Annotated in this window: 18 protein-coding genes; 8 read left to right on the top strand and 10 right to left on the bottom strand. The window is 65.7% G+C overall.

The annotated features are described in order from the left end of the window. Nucleotides 1-16: 16 nt before the first annotated feature. The 5 genes from AAFG50_RS01090 (at nucleotide 17) to AAFG50_RS01070 (ending at nucleotide 5275) form a co-directional block, all read left to right on the top strand. Nucleotides 17-1366, top strand: a complete 1350-nt coding sequence (locus tag AAFG50_RS01090; protein WP_028174859.1) for a peptidoglycan DD-metalloendopeptidase family protein — start codon at nucleotides 17-19, stop codon at nucleotides 1364-1366. Then, the gene (locus AAFG50_RS01085) at nucleotides 1363-2718 is read left to right on the top strand and encodes a S41 family peptidase (protein WP_011083266.1); all 1356 of its coding nucleotides are present in this window, start codon (nucleotides 1363-1365) and stop codon (nucleotides 2716-2718) included. Before AAFG50_RS01090 ends, AAFG50_RS01085 begins: the two co-directional genes overlap by 4 nt. A 147-nt stretch (nucleotides 2719-2865) precedes the next feature. Beyond that, a complete protein-coding gene (locus AAFG50_RS01080) occupies nucleotides 2866-4089 on the top strand; it encodes a divergent polysaccharide deacetylase family protein (RefSeq protein WP_028174860.1) in 1224 nt (407 codons plus the stop codon). Nucleotides 4090-4163: 74 nt separating this feature from the next. Continuing rightward, on the top strand, nucleotides 4164-4667 hold the full coding sequence (locus AAFG50_RS01075; RefSeq protein WP_011083268.1) for an RNA pyrophosphohydrolase: 504 nt from the start codon (nucleotides 4164-4166) through the stop codon (nucleotides 4665-4667). A gap of 104 nt (nucleotides 4668-4771) precedes the next feature. After that, a complete protein-coding gene (locus tag AAFG50_RS01070) occupies nucleotides 4772-5275 on the top strand; it encodes an RNA pyrophosphohydrolase (protein WP_011083269.1) in 504 nt (167 codons plus the stop codon). Between the two features lie 166 nt (nucleotides 5276-5441). On the opposite strand, the gene AAFG50_RS01065 is transcribed toward AAFG50_RS01070, so the two are convergent. The 6 genes from AAFG50_RS01065 to AAFG50_RS01040 all read right to left on the bottom strand — a co-directional run bounded on the left by AAFG50_RS01065 (nucleotide 5442) and on the right by AAFG50_RS01040 (nucleotide 12397). Next, nucleotides 5442-7088 (bottom strand): adenylate/guanylate cyclase domain-containing protein, encoded by a 1647-nt coding sequence (locus AAFG50_RS01065; protein WP_028174861.1) that lies wholly within the window; start codon nucleotides 7086-7088, stop codon nucleotides 5442-5444. Nucleotides 7089-7250: 162 nt separating this feature from the next. Continuing rightward, the gene (locus AAFG50_RS01060; RefSeq protein ID WP_011083271.1) at nucleotides 7251-7658 is read right to left on the bottom strand and encodes a F0F1 ATP synthase subunit epsilon; all 408 of its coding nucleotides are present in this window, start codon (nucleotides 7656-7658) and stop codon (nucleotides 7251-7253) included. 86 nt (nucleotides 7659-7744) lie between these two features. Continuing rightward, nucleotides 7745-9178, bottom strand: coding sequence for a F0F1 ATP synthase subunit beta (gene atpD / locus AAFG50_RS01055; RefSeq protein ID WP_011083272.1), 1434 nt, complete (start codon nucleotides 9176-9178; stop codon nucleotides 7745-7747). Between the two features lie 82 nt (nucleotides 9179-9260). Further along, nucleotides 9261-10133, bottom strand: a complete 873-nt coding sequence (locus AAFG50_RS01050) for a F0F1 ATP synthase subunit gamma (RefSeq protein ID WP_011083273.1) — start codon at nucleotides 10131-10133, stop codon at nucleotides 9261-9263. Nucleotides 10134-10307: 174 nt separating this feature from the next. Continuing rightward, nucleotides 10308-11837, bottom strand: coding sequence for a F0F1 ATP synthase subunit alpha (gene atpA, locus AAFG50_RS01045; protein WP_011083274.1), 1530 nt, complete (start codon nucleotides 11835-11837; stop codon nucleotides 10308-10310). Beyond that, a complete protein-coding gene (locus tag AAFG50_RS01040) occupies nucleotides 11837-12397 on the bottom strand; it encodes a F0F1 ATP synthase subunit delta (RefSeq protein WP_011083275.1) in 561 nt (186 codons plus the stop codon). The genes atpA and AAFG50_RS01040 overlap by 1 nt, the downstream gene beginning before the upstream one ends. Nucleotides 12398-13055: 658 nt before the next feature. On the opposite strand from AAFG50_RS01040, the gene AAFG50_RS01035 reads away from it, so the two are divergent. Further along, the gene (locus tag AAFG50_RS01035; protein WP_011083276.1) at nucleotides 13056-13553 is read left to right on the top strand and encodes a septal ring lytic transglycosylase RlpA family protein; all 498 of its coding nucleotides are present in this window, start codon (nucleotides 13056-13058) and stop codon (nucleotides 13551-13553) included. A 230-nt stretch (nucleotides 13554-13783) separates the two neighbouring features. Here the strand turns inward: AAFG50_RS01035 and AAFG50_RS01030 are convergent, their stop codons facing one another. Continuing rightward, nucleotides 13784-15994 (bottom strand): primosomal protein N', encoded by a 2211-nt coding sequence (locus AAFG50_RS01030; RefSeq protein WP_028174862.1) that lies wholly within the window; start codon nucleotides 15992-15994, stop codon nucleotides 13784-13786. 112 nt (nucleotides 15995-16106) lie between these two features. Between AAFG50_RS01030 and AAFG50_RS01025 the strand changes: the two genes are divergently transcribed. Together AAFG50_RS01025 and AAFG50_RS01020 are read left to right on the top strand one after the other, a co-directional pair. Then, nucleotides 16107-17072 carry a tyrosine recombinase XerC gene (locus AAFG50_RS01025; protein ID WP_011083278.1) on the top strand — a complete coding sequence of 322 codons (966 nt, stop codon included), beginning with the start codon at nucleotides 16107-16109 and terminating at the stop codon, nucleotides 17070-17072. A gap of 100 nt (nucleotides 17073-17172) precedes the next feature. Continuing rightward, a complete protein-coding gene (locus AAFG50_RS01020) occupies nucleotides 17173-17763 on the top strand; it encodes a DUF4337 domain-containing protein (RefSeq protein WP_011083279.1) in 591 nt (196 codons plus the stop codon). A 196-nt stretch (nucleotides 17764-17959) separates the two neighbouring features. Here the strand turns inward: AAFG50_RS01020 and AAFG50_RS01015 are convergent, their stop codons facing one another. The 3 genes from AAFG50_RS01015 to AAFG50_RS01005 are packed head-to-tail and all read right to left on the bottom strand — an operon-like array spanning nucleotide 17960 to nucleotide 20731. Next, nucleotides 17960-18490, bottom strand: coding sequence for a hypothetical protein (locus AAFG50_RS01015; RefSeq protein WP_011083280.1), 531 nt, complete (start codon nucleotides 18488-18490; stop codon nucleotides 17960-17962). Between the two features lie 34 nt (nucleotides 18491-18524). After that, nucleotides 18525-19925 carry a dihydrolipoyl dehydrogenase gene (gene lpdA, locus AAFG50_RS01010; protein WP_028174863.1) on the bottom strand — a complete coding sequence of 467 codons (1401 nt, stop codon included), beginning with the start codon at nucleotides 19923-19925 and terminating at the stop codon, nucleotides 18525-18527. 56 nt (nucleotides 19926-19981) lie between these two features. Then, complete coding sequence (locus AAFG50_RS01005; RefSeq protein ID WP_028174864.1) at nucleotides 19982-20731, bottom strand: SDR family oxidoreductase; 750 nt, start codon at nucleotides 20729-20731, stop codon at nucleotides 19982-19984. Between the last annotated feature and the right edge of the window lie 9 nt (nucleotides 20732-20740).

The raw sequence follows: 20740 nt of genomic DNA, 5'->3' as shown, positions 1-20740 counted from the left end.
ACCTTTGCCTAAAGCGATGCGAGCGCCTGTCCTCAACCTGCTGCTGATCGCGAGCGTCTCAGGCGCAAGTGTCTTGGATGCAAGTGTCTTGGGCGCAAGCCTCGCGCAAGCTCAGACGCCGGCACCGCAGACGGCAGCCGTCTCGCCCGATGCGATCAAGCAGCGCGAGCAGGAGCTGGAGGCCGCGCGCGCCAGGCAGAAGAGCGCGGAGGAGGCGCAGGCCAAGCTCAAGGCCGAGATCACCTCGCTCGGCCAGGACCGCACCCAGCTCAACCAGCAGCTGATCGACACTGCCGCCAATGTGCGCAGCGTCGAGACCAAGATCGACGAAGCCGAAGCGCGGCTGAAGACGCTCAACGGCCGCGAGCAGGCGATGCGCACCTCGCTTGATTCGCGCCGCGCCGACATCGTCGAGGTACTGGCGGCCTTGCAGCGCGCCGGCCGGCGCACGCCGCCCGCGCTGCTGGTGCGGCCCGAGGACGCGCTGCAATCGCTGCGCACGGCGATGCTGCTCGGCGCCGTCGTGCCGGAACTGCGCGGCCGCGCCGAAAAGATCGCGAGCGAGCTCGGCGAGCTCGTGGCTCTGCGCAAGAACATCGCCACCGAACGCGACCAGCTCGCTTCCGATCGCGACAGGGTCCGCAACGACCAGAGCCGGCTCGCCGCATTGGTCGACGAACGGCAGCGCCAGCAGGCCGCGCGCGAGAAGGACCTCGATGCCGAGAACTCGCGCGCCATCATGCTTTCAAGGCAGGTCGGCGATCTCCAGGGCCTGATCGCCAAGATGGAGCAGGACCTGCAAAGCGCCGCCAAGGCGGCGGAGAAGGCAGCCGAGGCCGCCAGGCAGGCGGAGGCAAAAGCGGCCGCCGGCGCCAAGTCGGGCCCTGGCGCTTTCAAGGACCGGTCCCGGACCAGCCCCGCGATCGCCTTCGCTTCGGCCAAGGGCCTGCTGCCGCTTCCGGTTAACGGTAACAAGATCAGGGACTTTGGCGGTTCCGATGGGGTCGGCGGGGTCCAGAAGGGCATTTCGCTGGCCACCAAGCCGGGCTCCCAGGTCACGACGCCGTGTGATGGCTGGGTGGTCTATGCCGGCCCGTTCCGCAGTTATGGACAACTCTTGATCCTCAACGCCGGGGGCGGGTATCATGTCCTGATCGCCGGGATGGAGCGCATTTCGGTCAACATCGGACAGTTTGTGCTCACGGGGGAGCCGGTCGCGACCATGGGGTCGACCTCTCAAGTCGCCTCCATTCTCGCCACGAACGCGAGTCAACCTGTGCTGTATGTCGAGTTCCGCAAAGACGGCACTCCAATCGATCCAGGCCCATGGTGGGCCGCAAATGAAGGCGAGAAGGTTCGCGGATGATGCGCAAGACTTCAGTTATCCTCCTCAGCGCGGCCACCGGTGCGGCGCTGACGCTGTTCGTGACCCAGCCGCGCGCGGTCTTCATGGGCTCCAGCGCGCGGGCCGCCACCGCGGACACCTATCGCCAGCTCAATCTGTTCGGCGACGTCTTCGAGCGCGTGCGCTCCGACTATGTCGAGAAGCCCGACGACACCAAGCTGATCGAATCCGCCATCAGCGGCATGCTCACCGGCCTCGATCCGCATTCGAGCTACATGGACGCCAAGAGCTTCCGCGACATGCAGGTGCAGACCCGCGGTGAGTTCGGAGGCCTCGGCATCGAGGTCACGATGGAAGACGGCCTGATCAAGGTCGTCTCGCCGATCGACGACACACCGGCCTCGCGCGCCGGCATCATGGCCAACGACATCATCACCAATCTCGACGACGAAGCGGTGCAGGGCCTGACCCTGAACCAGGCGGTCGAGAAGATGCGCGGTCCGGTCAACACCAAGATCAAGCTCAAGATCATCCGCAAGGGCCAGGACAATCCGCTCGACGTCACCTTGGTGCGCGACAACATCCGCGTCCGCTCGGTGCGCGCCCGCATCGAGGCCGACGACATCGCCTATATCCGCATCACCACCTTCAACGAGCAGACCACCGAAGGCCTGAAGCGCGAGGTCGCCAACCTCTCGAATCAGATCGGCGACAAGCTGAAGGGCTACATCATCGACCTGCGCAACAATCCGGGCGGCCTGCTCGAGGAAGCGGTCACCGTCTCCGACTCGTTCCTGGAGAAGGGCGAGATCGTGTCGACCCGCGGCCGCAATGCCGAGGAGACCCAGCGCCGCACCGCGCATGCCGGCGACCTCACCAAGGGCAAGCCGGTCATCGTTCTGGTCAATGGCGGCTCGGCCTCGGCGTCCGAAATCGTCGCCGGCGCGCTGCAGGACCACAAGCGCGCGACCATCGTCGGCACGCGCTCGTTCGGCAAGGGCTCGGTGCAGACCATCATCCCGCTCGGCTCGGGCAACGGCGCGCTGCGCCTGACCACGGCGCGCTACTACACGCCGTCGGGCAAGTCGATCCAGGCCAAGGGCATCGTGCCCGACATCGAAGTGCTGCAGGACGTGCCGGACGAGCTGAAGTCGCGCACCGACACCAAGGGCGAGGCTTCGCTGCGCGGCCATCTGAAGAACGACGGCGACGAGAAGACCGGCTCGCAGTCCTACGTCCCGCCGGACGCCAAGGACGACAAGGCGCTGAAGCTCGCCGACGACCTGCTCCACGGCATCAAGAACAGCGCCTCCGCGGCGCCCACGCCGGGTACCGACAAGGCCGCGACCGACAAGCCCAAAGCGGCGAACTGAGTCGGCGCGACCCGCGCGATCCAACGCAAAGGGCGGCTCCCGGAGCCGCCCTTTTTGCTTGGATCTCCTGGCATCCCCGGCCTATCCCGGCCTGCCGCCGCTTGACCTCGGCGTGGTATCGTCGGCAGCAGTGATTCGGGATCGCGCATGACTGAAACGGCCGATGATCTGAGCGCCCCGCTCGGACAGGACAAGCTGCGCCGGAAACGCCGGCTGCGGCTGCCGTTCACGGCCATGCAGGCGCTCGCCATGCTGCTCGGCCTGTTCCTCGTCACCTTTGCCGGCTTCGCCATCTTCAACAAGGATCCGCTCGGCGGCGAGCCGATGACGCGGATCGCGATCCGCGAGCCCAAAGCCACGGACGAGAAGCCGGCCGCCTCCGGCCACGGCCAGGACAGCAAGCAAGAGAGCAAGCACGAGACCAGGGAGGCGCCGAAGCAGGCCGCTCCCGGCGAGCAGAAGACCGTCACCATGATCGACGGCTCCACCGGCGCGCGCCATGACGTGGTGATCGGCGCCGGCGAGGCCGCCGACAAGGGCGAGGCGGCGTCCGCACCGCCGCCCGTCATGGCCGGAATTGACCCGAAGCTGCTGGAGAAGTCGCGCTACGGTATGATCCCGGTGGTCGCCGACGGATCGAAGCCGTTCAACGTCTACGCGGCCGACGCCGACCGCGCCAAGGCCGCCAAGATGCCGGTGGTCGCGATCGTGATCGGCGGGCTCGGCGTCGGCGCCGCCAAGACCACCGACGCGATCATGAAGCTGCCGGCCGCGGTGACGCTGGCCTTCACGCCCTATGGCTCCGATCCAGGAAAACTCGCCGAGCGGGCCCGCGCCCAGCGCCACGAGATCTTCCTCCAGATCCCGATGGAGCCCTACGACTTCCCTGACAACGACCCGGGCCCGCAGACGCTGCTGACCTCGCTCAGCGCCGACCAGAACATGGACCGCCTGTACTGGCACCTGAGCCGGATGCAGGGCTATGCCGGCATCACTAATTTCATGGGCGCCCGCTTCGTGGCGACGGACGCGGCGATGCAGCCGATCATCCGCGAGGCGGCCAAGCGCGGCCTCGGCTTCTTCGACGACGGTTCCTCGCCCCGCAGCATCGCGCCCCAGGCCGCAGCGAGCCAGGCGATGCCGTTCGGCAAGGGCGACATCGCGATCGACGTGGTGCCGACCCCGGCCGAGATCGACCGTGCCCTGAACAAGCTCGAATCGGCGGCGCGCGAGCGCGGCACGGCCATCGGCACCGCCTCCGCCCTCCCCGTCTCGATCGAGCGCATCGGCGCCTGGACCAAGACATTGGGCGACCGGGGTATCCTTTTGGTGCCATTGACAACCGCGATGCTGAAATCAAAATCCAGCTAAATCAACGAATTGGTACGGTACGGGTCCCGCGGGGCCGAGATGCCCTGCCGGAAGCACGCGAGAGGTTTGGCGGAATGGCGCGTTACGAGGATCTGCCCTACCGGACTTGCGTCGGAGTGATGCTGATCAACGCGAAGGGACTGGTGTTCATCGGCCGCCGCGCCGGTGGCATCGAACATATCGACGACACCCATGTCTGGCAGATGCCGCAAGGCGGCGTCGATCCCGGCGAGGACACCTGGGCGGCCGCCAAGCGCGAGCTCTATGAGGAGACCAGCGTGCGCTCGGTCGAGCGGCTCGGCGAGGTTCCGGACTGGCTGATCTACGACATCCCGCGCACCGTCGCAGGCCGCGCCTGGAAGGGCCGCTACCGCGGCCAGCGCCAGAAATGGTTCGCGGTGCGCTTCACCGGCAAGGACAGCGAGATCAATGTCGAAAACCCCGGCGGCGGCCACAAGGCCGAGTTCGTCAGCTGGCGCTGGGAGCCGATGAAGAATCTTCCCGGGCTGATCATCCCCTTCAAACGCCCGGTCTATGAGCGCGTGGTGAAGGAGTTTTCCGCGCTGGCGGAGGAATAGTTTGCACCGTCACTCCGGGGCGTGCGAAGCACGAACCCGGGATCTCGGAATTCCGGGGCTGGCCTTTCGGACCATCCCGGAATGACGATCAGAGAAGTGACCGCATGTCGAACGACAACAAACCCTACCGTCCCAATGTCGGGATCGCGCTGTTCAATGCCGAAGGCCGCGTGCTGATCGGCCACCGCTTCAAGGGCGACGGCCCCGAGATCATCCTGCCGGGTCTCGACTGGCAGATGCCGCAGGGCGGCGTCGACGAGGGCGAGGACCTGCGCGATGCGGCGATGCGCGAGCTCTGGGAGGAGACCAATGTCGTCAGCGCGAGCTATCTCGGCGAGACCGACTGGCTCACCTACGAATTCCCGCCCTATGACGGACCGCAGACGCATCGGCTGGCGAAGTTTCGCGGCCAGCGCCAGAAATGGTTCGCGCTGCGCTTCACCGGCAAGGACGACGAGATCGATCCGCTGACGCCGCAGAACGGGCAGCCCGCGGAATTCGACGCGTGGCGCTGGGAGCAGCTCGATCGCGTCGCCGATCTCGTGGTGCCGTTCCGCCGCGAGGTCTATCGGGCCGTGGCGCAGCAGTTCGCGCCCTTCGCGAGCTAAACTGCGAAAACAACCCCATGCACAGTAGAATGGTGGTTGAAATCATTGGGACATTCTCGACGGAAATTTGCGCGTGCGGGCCGCACGATTCTCTCGTTCCTCCCCCCTTGTTGGGGAGGGAACGCACCTTTGTTGGCGCGTTCGTCGGGCCCAATCAGAGCAAGCGCTAGTTCGTCGGCCCGACCGTAAACGGGCCGATCGCGATCACGTGGCAGTCGCTGTCGCGCCTCGCGCAATCGGCCAGCGCGGAATTGACCGCGGTCTGCTCGTCGGCGGCCTTCAGGCCGAGGCCGGGGCGTCCTGCGGTGCCGACGGCGACGGCATTCCAGCCCATGCCGTCCGCGAGCTTGCGCACGACCTCGTCGCGGGCGTCGGCCACGATCGAGGCATTGCTCGCAGCATGGAAGAAGCCGGTGATCCTGAGCAGGGTCGGAATCGGCACGACGAAATTATCGTCCACCGCGACGATCATGCAAGCGACGCCCGCGATCGCGCCGCACGATTCCAGCGCACGCCGCGCCGATTCCTCGGGCGATGATGAGCCCAGCACCATGAAATATTGTCCGCCCGGGCCGAGCGCGACCGACCGGGATTTCGCCGCCGGCACGAACATGTTCTCGAGCCGGACCTTTTGCGGATCGCGCACCATCGGAAAGTCCTTCGACGCAAAGGTTCGCTCGGTCATCGCGTCATGCCGAAAATAGGGAGACGGCGGCATCGGCGGCTTGCCATGCGTGTAGACGACATTGTTGCCGACCGCATAGAGCTCGCAGCGCCGCGGCGATTGCGCGGCATCGGCGCGCTTCTGGCACTGATCGAGCGCGGCGTTGCGCGCGGCCTCCTCGTTCGGCTGGTTCAACGCTGAACCGGTGAAGCCGCCGATATTGAGCGCGAAGGCCTTGTAGTCGCCGGCGGCGGAATAGTCCCCGGCCAGATAGTTGCGGATGCGCTCGTTGATGAAGGGCACGCTGTCGGCAGCAAACTTGCCCGTCATCGGCGAGGCGGATGGCGACGGTGCGGGCATCGGCGCCATCGCAGCGCCGGCATTCGGCGGCGCCGTCGGCGCTACCTGCGCCTTTGCGAGCTGGGTCGGCGTCGCGCTCGGCGCGGCACTGGGCGTCGCGGCCGGCGTCACCACGGCGGTCGCCGTCTGCTTGAGCTTGGTGTTGTAGAGGAAGCCGGTGACAACGATGGCAACGACCGAGACGACTGCCACCACCAGCGGCCACATCCACACGGGTGCGGCGGCGAGCTTGGAGGCGGGCTTCTTCAACTGCGGCTTCGAATAGGTGCCGTCCTCGCGCCGCATCGCCACCATGTAGGCATGCACCGGCGTCGGGATGTTCTTCACCTCCTGCGCGCCGATATCGGCGAACTGCACCGACAGCTTGTTGGCGACCTGCTCGTGCACGGCACGGGAAACGCAGATGCCGCCGACCTCGGCGAGGCCTTCCAGCCGCGCGGCGATGTTGACGCCGTCGCCGAGCAGATCGCCGTTGCGCTCGACCACGTCGCCGATGGTGATGCCGATGCGGAACGACATCTGCCGGCTCGGCGGATAGGCCATGTTGCGGGTCCGCAAGGACTCCTGGATGTCGATCGCGCAGCGCACCGCGTCCACCGCGCTCGGAAATTCCGCGAGCACGGCATCGCCGGCGGTGTTGAAGATGCGACCGTTCGCCTTTGCGATGAAATCGTCGATGACTTCGCGGTAGGAGGCCAGGCGCCGCAGCGTCTCCTCCTCGTCTTCCGCGACCAGCCTCGAATACCCGGCAATATCGGCTGCGAAAATCGCTGCGATCTTGCGTTTCATCTGTGACCCGCCCCGGAACAAATTCGCGGGCGAAGAATGCCGCTATCGGCTGCGCAGTGCAACAAAGTTTCAGCGCCCGCCACTTCCGTGACGAGCGCTGAACTTATTCAGGAATTTCTTGCAGGAATTTCGCGTTCGAGCCCCGAAGCGATGCCTCGGGGCTTAATGCATAGCCGTCGAGCTGAGCTGCTGCTGGATGCTCTTGTAGTGGTCCAGCCGCTCGATGGCCAGATCGAGCTCGCCGCCTTCGTGCTCCTTCAGGCCCTCCTCCATCTCCGCGATGGTCTCGGCGAACTGGGCACGATCGAGCTCGTCCAGAGAGGTCGCGACGTCGGCGAGCACGGTGAGGCCCTTTTCGGAGACTTCGGCGAGGCCGCCGAGCACGATGATCTTCTCGTGGCGGCCGGCGGTGGTGACGGTGAGGATGCCCGGCCGGATTGCAGCCACGACCGGCGCATGTCCCGCCAGCACGCCGAAGTCGCCCTCGACGCCGGGGATGTCGACCTGGTCGACCTCACCCGAGAATGCGAGCTTTTCCGGCGAGACGAGATCGAAGTGGAAGGTGGCCATGGAGAACCTGCGAATAGCGAGTGGCGAATGGCGAGCGGCGAGTGGGAGCGGCGACTATTCGCTACTCCCCATTCGCCATTCGCTTCTTAGGCCGCTTCAGCGGCGAGCTTCTTGCCCTTCTCGACCGCCTCTTCGATGGTGCCGACCATGTAGAAGGCGGCTTCCGGCAGGTGGTCGTACTTGCCTTCCACCAGGCCCTTGAAGCCCTTGATGGTGTCGGCGAGGTCGACGAACTTGCCGGGCGAGCCGGTGAAGATTTCGGCGACGTGGAACGGCTGCGACATGAAGCGCTCGACCTTGCGGGCGCGGGCCACCGTCAGCTTGTCCTCTTCCGAAAGCTCGTCCATGCCGAGAATGGCGATGATGTCCTGGAGCGCCTTGTAGCGCTGCAGGACCTGCTGGACCTGACGGGCGACCGCGTAGTGCTCCTCGCCGACGACCAGCGGGGAGAGCATGCGCGAGGTCGAGTCGAGCGGGTCCACCGCCGGGTAGATGCCCTTTTCGGCGATCGAGCGCGACAGCGTGGTGGTCGCGTCCAAGTGCGCGAACGAGGTCGCGGGCGCCGGGTCGGTCAAGTCGTCGGCCGGAACGTAGATGGCCTGCACCGAGGTGATCGAGCCCTTCTGCGTGGTGGTGATGCGCTCCTGCAGCGCGCCCATGTCGGTCGCGAGCGTCGGCTGATAACCCACCGCCGAAGGAATACGGCCGAGCAGCGCCGACACTTCCGAGCCGGCCTGGGTGAAGCGGAAGATGTTGTCGACGAAGAACAGCACGTCCTGGCCCTTGTCGCGGAAGTCTTCCGCGATGGTCAGACCGGTGAGCGCGACGCGGGCGCGGGCGCCCGGCGGCTCGTTCATCTGGCCGAACACCAGCGCGCACTTCGACTTCACGCTCGGATCCGGATTGTGCGGATCGGCGTTGACCTTGGACTCGATGAACTCGTGATAGAGGTCGTTGCCCTCGCGGGTACGCTCGCCGACGCCGGCGAACACGGAGTAACCACCGTGCGCCTTCGCGACGTTGTTGATCAGCTCCTGAATCAGCACGGTCTTGCCGACGCCGGCGCCGCCGAACAGGCCGATCTTGCCGCCCTTCGCATAGGGAGCCAGGAGATCGACGACCTTGATGCCGGTGACGAGAATTTCAGCTTCGGTGGACTGGTCGGTGTAGGTCGGCGCTTCCTGGTGGATGGCGCGCAGGCCTTCCGACTTGACCGGGCCGGCTTCGTCGATCGGCTCGCCGATGACGTTGATGATGCGGCCGAGCGTGCCTTCGCCGACGGGAACGCGGATCGGCGAACCGGTGTCGGTCACTTCCTGGCCGCGGACCAGACCCTCGGTGGTGTCCATCGCGATCGTGCGCACGGTGGATTCGCCGAGATGCTGGGCGACTTCGAGCACCAGGCGGTTGCCGCCGTTCTTGGTCTCGAGCGAATTGAGAATGGCCGGGAGGTGGCCTTCGAACTGCACGTCGACGACGGCGCCGATGACCTGGGTGACGCGACCGGACTGGGCTGCCATTGAATGTCTCCTTCGATCCGAACTTCTAGACCACGGTCAACTGACCGGGATGTTGGGTTTAACGGGCAATGAAGCGCCTTGATCAGACGGCCTCGGCACCCGAGATGATTTCGATCAGTTCCTTGGTGATCTGCGCCTGACGCGTGCGGTTGTAGACCAGCGTCTGCTTGCGGATCATCTCACCGGCGTTGCGCGTCGCGTTGTCCATCGCGCTCATCTGCGCGCCGTAGAACGAGGCGTTGTTCTCGAGCAGCGCGCGGAAAATCTGGACCGCGAGGTTGCGCGGCAGCAGGCGGGTGAGGATCTCGTCCTCTTCCGGCTCGTATTCGTAAGACGTCGTGCTGGCGGCAGTGCCCTCCTCGACGACCAGCGGGATGATCTGCTGGGCGGTCGGGATCTGGGCGATCACCGAGCGGAAGCGCGAATAGAACAGCGTGCAGACGTCGAATTCACCGGCCTCGAAGCGCGCCAGAACCTTCTTGGCGATGTCCTCGGCGTTGACGAAGCCGAGCTGGCGAACGCTGCGCAGGTCGAGATGCTCGACGATCTGCTTGTCGAACTGGCGGCGCAGCTGCTCGTAACCCTTGCGGCCGACGCAGAAGAATTTCACTTCCTTGCCCTGCGCCATCAGCGCCAGCGCGCGCTCACGGGCGAGACGCACGATCGAGGAGTTGAAGGCGCCGGACAGGCCGCGCTCGCCGGTGCAGACCAGCAGCAGGTGGACCTGGTCCCTGCCGGTGCCGGCCAGCAGCGCCGGCGCGCCGGGCGAGCCCGCCGCGGCTCCGGCGATGTTGGAAATCACCGCGCTCATCTTGTCGGCATAGGGACGCGCAGCTTCGGCCGCGGTCTGCGCGCGGCGCAGCTTCGAGGCCGCGACCATCTGCATGGCCTTGGTGATCTTTTGCGTCGCCTTGGTGGAGGCGATGCGGACGCGCATGTCTTTAAGTGACGCCATTCTTCGTCCCCGACGGTTCGAGCCCTTGCGGCCAAACCGCTAGCCTGTCTCTGTCGTCATGCCCGGGCCTGTCCCGGGCATCCACGTCTTCGTCTCCCACGCGGTAAGGCGTGGATGGCCGGGACATCAAATGCGAAGACGCGCTTCGCGCTTTTGGCCCGGCCGTGACGGTTCTTACGCGAAGCTCTTCGCAAAACCTTCGACCACCGACTTCAGCTTGGCAGCGGTGTCGTCGGAGAGGTCGCGGCTGTCGCGGATCGAATTGAGGATCTCGACGTTCTTGCCGCGCAGCAGCGAGAGCAGACCGTCCTCGAACGCGCGCACCTTGTTAACGGGGAGCGGATCGAGATAGCCGTTGGTGCCAGCCCAGATCACGCAGACCTGCTCTTCCATCTTCAGCGGCGAGAACTGCGGCTGCTTCAGGAGCTCGGTCAGGCGCGAACCGCGGTTGAGCAGGCGCTGGGTCGAGGCGTCGAGGTCGGAGCCGAACTGCGCGAACGCCGCCATTTCGCGATACTGCGCGAGCTCGCCCTTGATCTTGCCGGCGACCTTCTTGGTGGCCTTGGTCTGCGCGGACGAACCGACGCGCGACACCGACAGACCGACGTTCACCGCGGGACGGATGCCCTGGAAGAACAGGTCGGTTTCCAGGAAGATCTGGCCGTCGGTGATCGAGATGACGTTGGTCGGGATGTAGGCCGACACGTCGTTGGCCTGGGTTTCGATAATAGGCAGCGCGGTGAGCGAGCCCGAGCCATGATCCTTGCTGAGCTTCGCCGCGCGCTCGAGCAGGCGGGAGTGCAGATAGAACACGTCGCCCGGATAGGCTTCGCGGCCCGGCGGACGGCGCAGCAGCAGCGACATCTGGCGGTAGGCGACGGCCTGCTTGGACAGATCGTCATAGATGATGACGGCGTGCATGCCGTTATCGCGGAAGAATTCGCCCATGGTGCAGGCAGTAAAGGGGGCAATGTACTGCATCGGCGCCGGATCCGAGGCGGTGGCGGCGACGATGATCGAGTATTCGAGCGCGCCCTGCTCTTCCAGCACCTTCACGAACTGGGCGACGGTCGAACGCTTCTGACCGACTGCGACGTAGACGCAGTACAGCTTGATGTTCTCGTCGGGCTGCGCGTTGAGCGGCTTCTGGTTCAGGATGGTGTCGAGCGCGATCGCGGTCTTGCCGGTCTGGCGGTCGCCGATGATCAGCTCGCGCTGGCCGCGGCCGATCGGGATCAGGGCGTCGATCGCCTTGAGGCCGGTCGCCATCGGCTCGCTCACCGACTTGCGCGGAATGATGCCGGGCGCCTTGACGTCGACGCGCATACGCTTGTCGGCCTGGATCGGGCCCTTGCCGTCGATCGGGTTGCCGAGCGCGTCGACGACGCGGCCGAGCAGGCCCTTGCCGACCGGCGCGTCCACGATGGCGCGGGTGCGCTTGACGGTCTGGCCTTCCTTGATCTCGCGGTCGGCACCGAAAATAACGACGCCGACGTTGTCGGTTTCGAGGTTCAGCGCCATGCCGCGGGTGCCGTTCTCGAACTCGACCATCTCACCGGCCTGGACGTTGTCCAGACCGTAGACGCGGGCGATACCGTCGCCGACGGACAGCACCTGTCCGACTTCGGAGACTTCAGCTTCCTGGCCGAAATTCTTGATCTGGTCCTTGAGGATCGCGGAAATTTCCGCGGCGCGGATGTCCATCAGCCTGCCTCTTTCATCGCGTGCTTGATCGAATTGAGTTTGGTGCGAAGCGAACCATCCACCATGCGGCTGCCCAGCTTGACGACGAGGCCACCGATGATCGAGGGATCGACTTTCACGTTCAGCGCGACGTCCTTGCCGGTCACCGACTTCAGGGCAACCTTGAGGGCGTCGAGATTCTTGTCCGAGAGCGCCTCCGCCACGGTGACATCAGCGGTCGCCTCGCCCTTGAACTTGGCGACGAGGGCGCGGTAGGCGCGGATGACGTCAGCCACCACGAACAGGCGGCGGTTGGCGGTCAGCACTTTCAGGAAATTGGCAGAGATGCCGGCGATGCCGACCTTGTCCAGCACGGCCGTGAGGGCCCTGGACTGGGCATCGGCCGCGAACACCGGGCTGCGGACGAGGCGCTTCAGATCGGCGCTCTCGCCGAGCAAGGCCTCGAACCTGTCGAGGTCGGCCTTGACCTCGTCGACCGCTTTCTGGTCGCGGGCCAGTTCAAACAAGGCCGTTGCATAACGGCCGGACACACCGGAAACGGACGTATCTTCTGCAGCCACAGACGCGCTCTTTTTGCTGTCAAATTCGCAAGGGAAAAACCGTCGCCACGAAGAGGCGCCTAGCGATCCAAGCCCTTGGAATTCAAGCGGGACTTCGATTTTCGACCAGCACGGGAAGTGCCGGGCTCGTTAAAATCGCGGCTTTGCTAACATAGCAGGCGCGCACGTGCAACATGACGCCAAATTAAAGGCACGAGGTTCTGTCGCCAGTTCGTCGCACGCGACGGCGCTTCAATGACGAGGGGTCGGCGACCTCGACGATGACCTGCCACGCCACGGAATTGCCGCGAGCCTTGCGGCGGTGCGGCGCCGTTGGTTCCTGCTCTCAGCGCATAGCGGCCATGAACACGGATCGCTGAGGCGTGACTTCGGCCCCGGTCGCGCCGCCCGCCGAATACTTACCCAATTCTAAATGCTGAGAGCGATGACTTCACTCTACAGTATTCATAAGTAATAGTTAAGTTAATGAATCGTTAAAGTTAAAGATTACGGAATGTCGGATGAATATACCGGCAGGTCACAAGATATTTCACGACGAAACAGAATGGAATTACTGCCCAATTCATGCCGCATTGCGCAACGAAACGCCAAACCGCTCACAAACTGATGAGGGCTCCACTGGCCACATATGTGGCAATACTAGCTTAGGGACCATTAAATGCTGTCTTTCAAGACGCTGGGCACTGTGACCCGGCCGCGCACGGCGATCGCTTTCATAGCCGCAACCCTCTTCATCGGTGGAACCGCCACCGAAGCTTCCGCCAAATCCAGGCATCACCGGCACCATCATCGCCACCACGCCCAGACCGACGCCAATGCAGGCTCTGATTGGCGCAATGCCAATGCGGCGATGACGCCGTCCTCGGGCACCGGGCACAGCTTCTCCGGCATGGCCTCCTATTACGGCAACGAGTCCGGCAGCAGGACCGCCTCGGGCCAGCGCTTCAACCAGAACGCCATGACCGCGGCACACCGTTCGCTGCCGTTCGGCACCAAGCTGCGCGTCACCCACGGCGGCTCGAGCGTGATCGTCACCATCAATGACCGTGGCCCGTTCATTCGCGGCCGTGTGCTCGACCTCTCCACGGGCGCTGCCCGCGCCATCGGCCTCACCGGCGCCGGCGTCGGCCGCGTCACCGCGGAAGTCATCTCCTAAGGCGCCACGGCGCCTCACATTGCCCGCGCACTTTCCATCAGTTTGATGCGCGCATGAAACAAGCCCGCCGTCTTGGGGGACGGCGGGCTTTTTGTTGTCGTCATTCCGGGGCGATGCGCAGCATCGAGCCCGGAATCCATCGGGCGGCAGGGCCCGCGGTGAAATGGATTCCGGGCTCACGCTTCGCGTGCCCCGGAATGACAGCGGAGAATGTGGCGGCGACCGCAGCCTTACAAAAAGCTCTGCGGATCGACGTCCACCTCCAGCTTCTGATTGCCCTTCGGCTTCGGACAGACCGCGAGCCAGTTGCGCAAATAGTCCGACAGGTCGAAACCGCGCGCCGATTTCACCAGGATGCGGAAGCGGTAGCGGCCCTTGATGACGGCGAGCGGCGCTTCCGCCGGGCCCAGCACCACCACGCGCTCGTCGCGCGGCGCGAGCGCAACGAGGCGGCGGCCAAAGCCTTCCGCGCTCGGGCGGTCGCCGGCCGAGATGATCAGGCTGGCGAGCCGGCCGAACGGCGGATACAGCGTGCGCTCGCGAAGATCGATCTCGCTGTCGTAGAAGGCTTCGCGGTCGCAGGCGATCAGCGCCTTCATCACGGGATGATCGGGCTGGTGGGTCTGGAGATAGCCGACGCCGCGGCCCTGCTCGCGTCCGGCGCGGCCGATCACCTGGTTGAGCAACTGCCAGGTGCGTTCCGCCGCGCGCGGATCGCCATTGGAAAGGCCGAGATCCGCATCCACGACGCCGACCAGATTGAGCCGCGGGAAATTGTGGCCCTTGGCGACGAGCTGCGTGCCGATGATGATGTCGACGCGGCCCTCCGCGATCTCGGCAAGCTCGGAGCGCATGGTCTCGATCGAGGTGATGAGATCGCTCGACAGCACCATGGTGCGCGCCTCCGGGAACAGCGCGGCCGCTTCTTCCTGCAGGCGCTCGACGCCGGGGCCGACCGCGACCAGCGATTCCTCCGCCGAACAGTTCGGACAGACATGCGGGCGCGGCATCGAGAAGCCGCAATGGTGACAGACGAGGCGCTGGCGGAAGCGATGATCGACCAGCCAGGCATCGCAGATGGTGCAGGCGAAGCGGTGGCCGCAGGCGCGGCACAGCGTCAGCGGCGCATAGCCGCGGCGATTGAGGAACAATAGCGCCTGCTCGCGCCGCTCGATCGCGGTCCTGATCTCGCCCGCCAGGCGCGGCGAGATGAAGCGGCCGCGCGCCGGCGGCTCGCGGCGCATGTCGATCGCCTCGATATGCGGCATGTGCTGGCCGCCGAAGCGCGAGGGCAGCGCGATGCGCTGATAGCGATTCTTGCGCGCATTGACCTCGGATTCGACCGACGGCGTCGCGGAGGCCAGCACGATCGGAATTTTTGCGATATGCGCGCGCACCACCGCCATGTCGCGGGCATGGTAATGCACGCCCTCGTCCTGCTTGTAGGCCTGGTCGTGCTCTTCGTCGACGACGATGAGGCCGAGATTGGCGTAGGGCAGAAACAGCGCCGAGCGCGCGCCGACCACGACCGGCGCGCTGCCTTCGGAGATCGCCGCCCAGTTGCGCGCGCGGGTGCGCGGGGTGAGCTCGGAGTGCCATTCGATCGGCCGCACGCCAAAACGCTGCGCGAAGCGGTCGAGGAACTGGCCGGTGAGCGCGATCTCCGGCATCAGGATCAGCGACTGCCTGCCGCGGCGGATCGCCTCCGCGACCGCCTCGAAATAGACCTCGGTCTTGCCCGAGCCGGTGACGCCGTCGAGCAGCGCGACGTGGAAGGTGCCGTTGGCCGCGAGCGCGCGCATCGTATCGACCGCGGTGCGCTGGAGCGGTGTGAAATCCGGCCGGCCGAAATCCGGATCGGGGGCCGGCGGCGGCGGCGGCGGCGGCATCGGCTCGACCGTGAGCGTGCCTTCGTCCACCAGGCCGTCGATCACGCCGGCCGAGACGCCCGCCTCCTTGGCCGCTTCGGACTTGCCGTGCAGCAGCCGGTCCGACAGCACCTCGATCACGCGTTGCCGCGCCGGCGTCAGCCGCCTGGGGGGATCGCCGACCAGGCGCACGCCGGGGCGCACCCGCTCGGGGCCGAGATTCTCGCCCATCCGCAGGCACATGCGCAGCACCATGCCGCGCGGGCTCAGCGTGTAATTGGCGACCCAGTCGACGACCGAACGCAACTCGGGCTTCAGCGGCTGGAGGTCGAGCTTCTCGCTGACCTCCTTGAGGCGGTTGTGCAGGCGCGGAGCGGGATTGGCGTTTTCGGCCCAGACTACGGCGAGCACCTCGCGGGGCCCAAGCGGCACGCCGACGAGATCGCCCGCCTTCAGCTCCATCCCGCGCGGCACCTTGTAGGAATAGGTCTGGTCGAGCGCGACCGGCACCAGCACGTCGACCATGCGGGTCGCGTTGGCGGAGGCGGTGCTGCTGCGGGAGGTGTGGTCCATGAACTGAGAATCGGAACCCGGGGGCCTCAAGGCTAGCGCCGTGAGGCGGCCTTAGCGAACGATAAACGAGTGTGATGCGATATACTGTGCGGAATCACCACGTCCAGAGCGCATGAGCAAAGCGGCCGCCCCACAAATCGAGCTCGCCAGCGCCGATCCCTCGATCGCGCAGGAGATGACGCGCTGGCTGTCGCATCTCGGCGCCGAGCGGCGGCTGTCGCCGAAGACGCTGGAGGCCTATGGCCGCGACTTGCGGCAGTGCCTGGATTTCCTCTGCAATCATTGGGGCGAACGCGTCACGCTCAAGCGCTTCGCCGCGCTGGAGGCCACCGACGTGCGCGCCTTCATGGCGATGCGCCGGGCCGACGACATTGCCGGCCGCTCGCTGATGCGCGCGCTGGCGGGCCTGCGCTCGTTCGGCCGCTTCCTCGAACGCGAGGGCAAGGGCAAGGTCGGCGCGCTCTCCGCGATCCGCGCGCCGAAAGTCGCAAAGAGCCTGCCGAAGCCGCTGCCGATGGCGTCGGCCAAACGTCTTGCGGACGCCGACGAGCGCGCCGGCGAGGAACGCGAGACCTGGATTCTGGCGCGCGATGCGGCGGTGATGGCGCTGCTGTATGGCTCCGGCCTGCGCATCTCCGAAGCGCTCGGCCTGAAGCGCCGCGAGGTGCCGAAGCCGGGCGAAGGCGACGTGCTCGTCGTCACAGGCAAAGGCAACAAGACCCGCATGGTGCCGGTGCTCCAGAACGTGCTGGCGCTGGTGCAGGAATATGTTTCGATGTGCCCCTATCCGCTGCCGGCGGAAGGGCCGATCTTCGTCGGCGCGCGCGGCGGTCCCTTGAGCCCGCGCATCATCCAGCTCGCGATGGAGCGGCTGCGCGGCGCGCTCGGCCTGCCCGACAGCGCGACGCCGCACGCGCTGCGCCATTCCTTCGCCACGCATCTTCTGTCGCGCGGCGGCGACCTGCGCGCGATCCAGGAACTGCTCGGCCATTCCTCGCTCTCGACCACGCAGATCTACACCGGCATCGATTCCGAGCGGCTGCTGGAAGTCTATGCCAGCGCGCATCCGCGGCGGTGAATTCTGACATCAAGCTGTCATAGCAAGCTCTTGGCGCGCATGCCTCTTGCGCGGCGCCCGCGGTTCGGTCAATCGTGGGGCATCCAGGCAGGAGGGATTTATGAGCGCACATGAAAGCATGGAGCATGCCGAGCACGCCGAACACGCGTCCGGCTCGAACAAGAAGATCGCCCTTCTGATCGCCGTGCTGGCCCTGTTCCTGGCGATCTCGGAGACGCTCGGCAAGGGCGCCCAGACCGAATCGATCAGCAAGAACGTCGAGGCCGCCAATCTCTGGGCGTTCTTCCAGGCCAAGAGCATCCGCCGCACCGTGGTGCTGACCGCGGCCGAGCAGGGCAAGCTCACGGTCGTCGGCGCGACCGACGACGCCATGAAGGCAGCGGTGCAGAAGCAGGTCGACGACTGGACCAAGACCGCGCAGCGCTATCGCTCCGAGCCCGAGACCGGCGAAGGCACCGAGCAGCTCGCCGAGAAGGCCAAGCATGCCGAGCACGAGCGCGACGAGGCGACCGCTAAATACCATCACTTCGAGCTGGCGTCGGCCGCCTTCCAGATCGGCATCGTGCTGGCCTCGGCCACCATCATCACCGGCATCTTCGCGCTCGCCTATGTCGGCGGCCTCCTGACGCTCGCCGGCCTGCTCATGACCGCGCTCGGCCTGTGGTGGCCGCATCTGCTGCATTTGCATTGAGGGGGTGAGGCGGCTTACTCCGCCGTCGTCCCGGCGAACGCCGGGACCCATACCGCGTGATCTATCGATTACTCGCGGTGGGAGTACCGAACGACGAATCTTCGCCAAACTACTCCCTGGGGTTATGGGTCCCGGCCTTCGCCGGGACGACACCTGAGAATTGGCGCGAGCCCTGGCTCGACAACTGAAAGCGCAATCACCGCGCCTGATGCACGCTCTTGCGGAAGCGCTGGATCAGGCGGAGCGTGCGGGCGGACCAGCCTTCGCCGTTGCCGGTGATCAGCTCGCGGATGCGCTGCTTGATCGGGTCGACCAGCAGGTGCGCCTTGGCACGCACCTTCATCACGAGATCGTAGATCCGCTCGAACCAGTGCATCTCCAAAAGCTTGTCGCGCGTGACGTCGAACACGAAGGCGGTGACGCCGACGCCGACGAGCTTTGCGAACAGGATCGTGAAGACGGCGCTGGTCCAGTATTCATGCGTGAGCAGCCACAGGCCGACGAGCTTGAGCGGAAACAGCGGGATGATGGGGACCGCGAACACGATCAGCGTCATGGCCGGCGACAGCGCGTCGACACGCTCCGTCAGCCATTGCTTGAAGCGCGCGAGCGGGATAGCTGCGACAACCCGCGCGACGATCGGTTCGAGATGGTCCCACAGCCAGGCTTCGATCAGGAAAATGATCGCAAGCAGGACCCAGACCGGTTGGAGAAGGCGGCGCAGCATGTGTTGTCCCGCCCGATTCGGCTCGGGGCGTCGCCTACATATGGATGGCCCGCTTGCCGACTGCAAGCGCGGCTTCCTTGATGGCCTCCGAGCGGGTCGGATGCGCGTGGCAGGTGCGCGCGAGATCCTCCGCACTGCCGCCAAACTCCATGAGAACGCACGCTTCATGGATCATTTCGCCGGCTTCGCGGCCGATAATGTGCACGCCGAGCACGCGATCGGTCTTCGCATCTGCGAGAATCTTCACAAAGCCATCGGTGGTCTGGTTGACCTTGGAGCGGCCGTTGGCGGTAAAGGGAAACTTCCCGACGGTATAAGCCACGCCCGCCTGCTTCAGTTCCTCCTCGGTCTTGCCGACGGAGGAGACTTCCGGCGTGGTATACACGACGCCTGGGATAACGTCGTAATTCACGTGGCCGGCCTGGCCTGCGATGATCTCGGCAACCGCAACGCCTTCGTCCTCGGCCTTGTGCGCGAGCATCGGGCCCGCGACGACGTCGCCGATGGCATAGACGCCCTTCAGGCTGGTGGCGAAATGCGGATCGATCTGCACGCGGCCGCGATTGTCGAGCGCAACGCCGGCTTCCTTCAGGCCAAGCCCATCGGTGTAGGGCACGCGGCCGATGCAGACGAGCACGACGTCGGCTTCCAGCGTCTCCGCAGCGCCGCCGGCGGCGGGCTCGATCGTCGCCTTCAGCGTCTTGCCGGAGGTATCAACGGCGGTGACCTTGGCGCCGAGCTTGAATGCAAAGCCCTGCTTCTCGAGGATGCGCTGGAATTGCTTGGCGATCTCGCCGTCCATGCCGGGCATGATGCGATCCAGGAATTCGACGACGACGACTTCGGCGCCGAGCCGCTTCCACACCGAGCCGAGCTCAAGGCCGATCACGCCGGCGCCGACGACGAGCAGCTTGCCGGGGACCTTGTCCAGCGACAGCGCGCCGGTGGACGAAACGATGCGCTTCTCGTCGATCTCGATGCCCTTGAGACGCGCGATGTCCGAGCCGGTGGCGATCACGATGCTCTTGGTCTCGACGACCTGCGACTTGCCGTCGGCGGAGACTTCGACCTTGCCGGTGCCAAGAATCTTGCCGGTGCCCTTGAGCACGTCGATCTTGTTCTTCTTCATCAGGAACTCGACGCCCTTGACGTTGCCGTCGATGCCCTGCTGCTTGAAGTTCATCATCGCCGGAAGCTCGAGCTTCGGCGCGGAGACCGACACGCCCATCTTGGCGAAGGAGTGCGCGGCCTCCTCGAACATTTCGGAAGCGTGCAGCAGCGCCTTCGAGGGCATGCAGCCGACATTGAGGCAGGTGCCGCCGAGCGTTGCGTTCTTTTCGACCACGGCGACTTTCATGCCGAGCTGGGCTGCGCGCACCGCGCAGACATAACCGCCCGGTCCGGTGCCGATGACGACGAGATCGTAGGTAGCCATGAGAGAAAGTCCCGTGAGTTTAGCGTGGAAAGATGCGTCAGCGTCCGCGCGGCGCGTCAGCGTCCGCCGGACACATCGAGAATGGCTGAGGTGACGTAGGAGGCATCGTCCGACATCAGCCAGACGATGGCGTTGGCGATTTCCTCGGCGGTGCCGACGCGCTTCATCGGCACCAAATGGGCCAGACGATGGGCGCGGTCGGGCTCGCCGCCGGCGGCGTGGATTTCGGTGTCGATCAGGCCGGGCCGGATCGCCGCGACGCGGATGCCTTCGCCCGCGACCTCGTAGCCGAGCCCGACGGTGAAGGAATCGACCGCGCCCTTGGACGCGGCATAATCGACATAGGTGTTGGGTGCGCCGAGCCGGGCTGCGACCGACGACAGGTTCACGATGACGCCGCCCTTGCCGCCGTGCCTGGTCGACATCCGCTTCACCGCCTCGCGCGCGCAGAGGATGGAGCCGGTGACGTTGACCGCCATCACGCGCTGGATGCGCTCGGCCGACATCTCGTCGACGCGCACGCCGCTCTTGCCGACGATGCCGCCGTTGTTGACGAGTGCGCCGAGCGTGCCGAACTTGTCCGCCTGCTTGAACAGCTCGAGGATGTCGCTTTCCTCGGCGACATCGCATTTCACCGCGATGGCCTTGCCGTTGCTGGCCGCGATCTGCGCGACGACTTCATCCGCAGCCTGCTTGTTGCTGGCGTAGCCGACCACGACACGGAAGCCGCGTGCGGCCGCCGCGATCGCGGTCGCCCGCCCGATGCCGCGGCTCCCGCCGGTGATGACAACGACTTTATCGGTCATGCGCGCCTC

This window comes from Bradyrhizobium sp. B039, from assembly GCF_038965675.1.
Taxonomy (GTDB): domain Bacteria; phylum Pseudomonadota; class Alphaproteobacteria; order Rhizobiales; family Xanthobacteraceae; genus Bradyrhizobium; species Bradyrhizobium diazoefficiens.
Note: the sequence above shows the minus strand (reverse complement) of the source record. Positions and strands in the feature narration are given on the sequence as shown.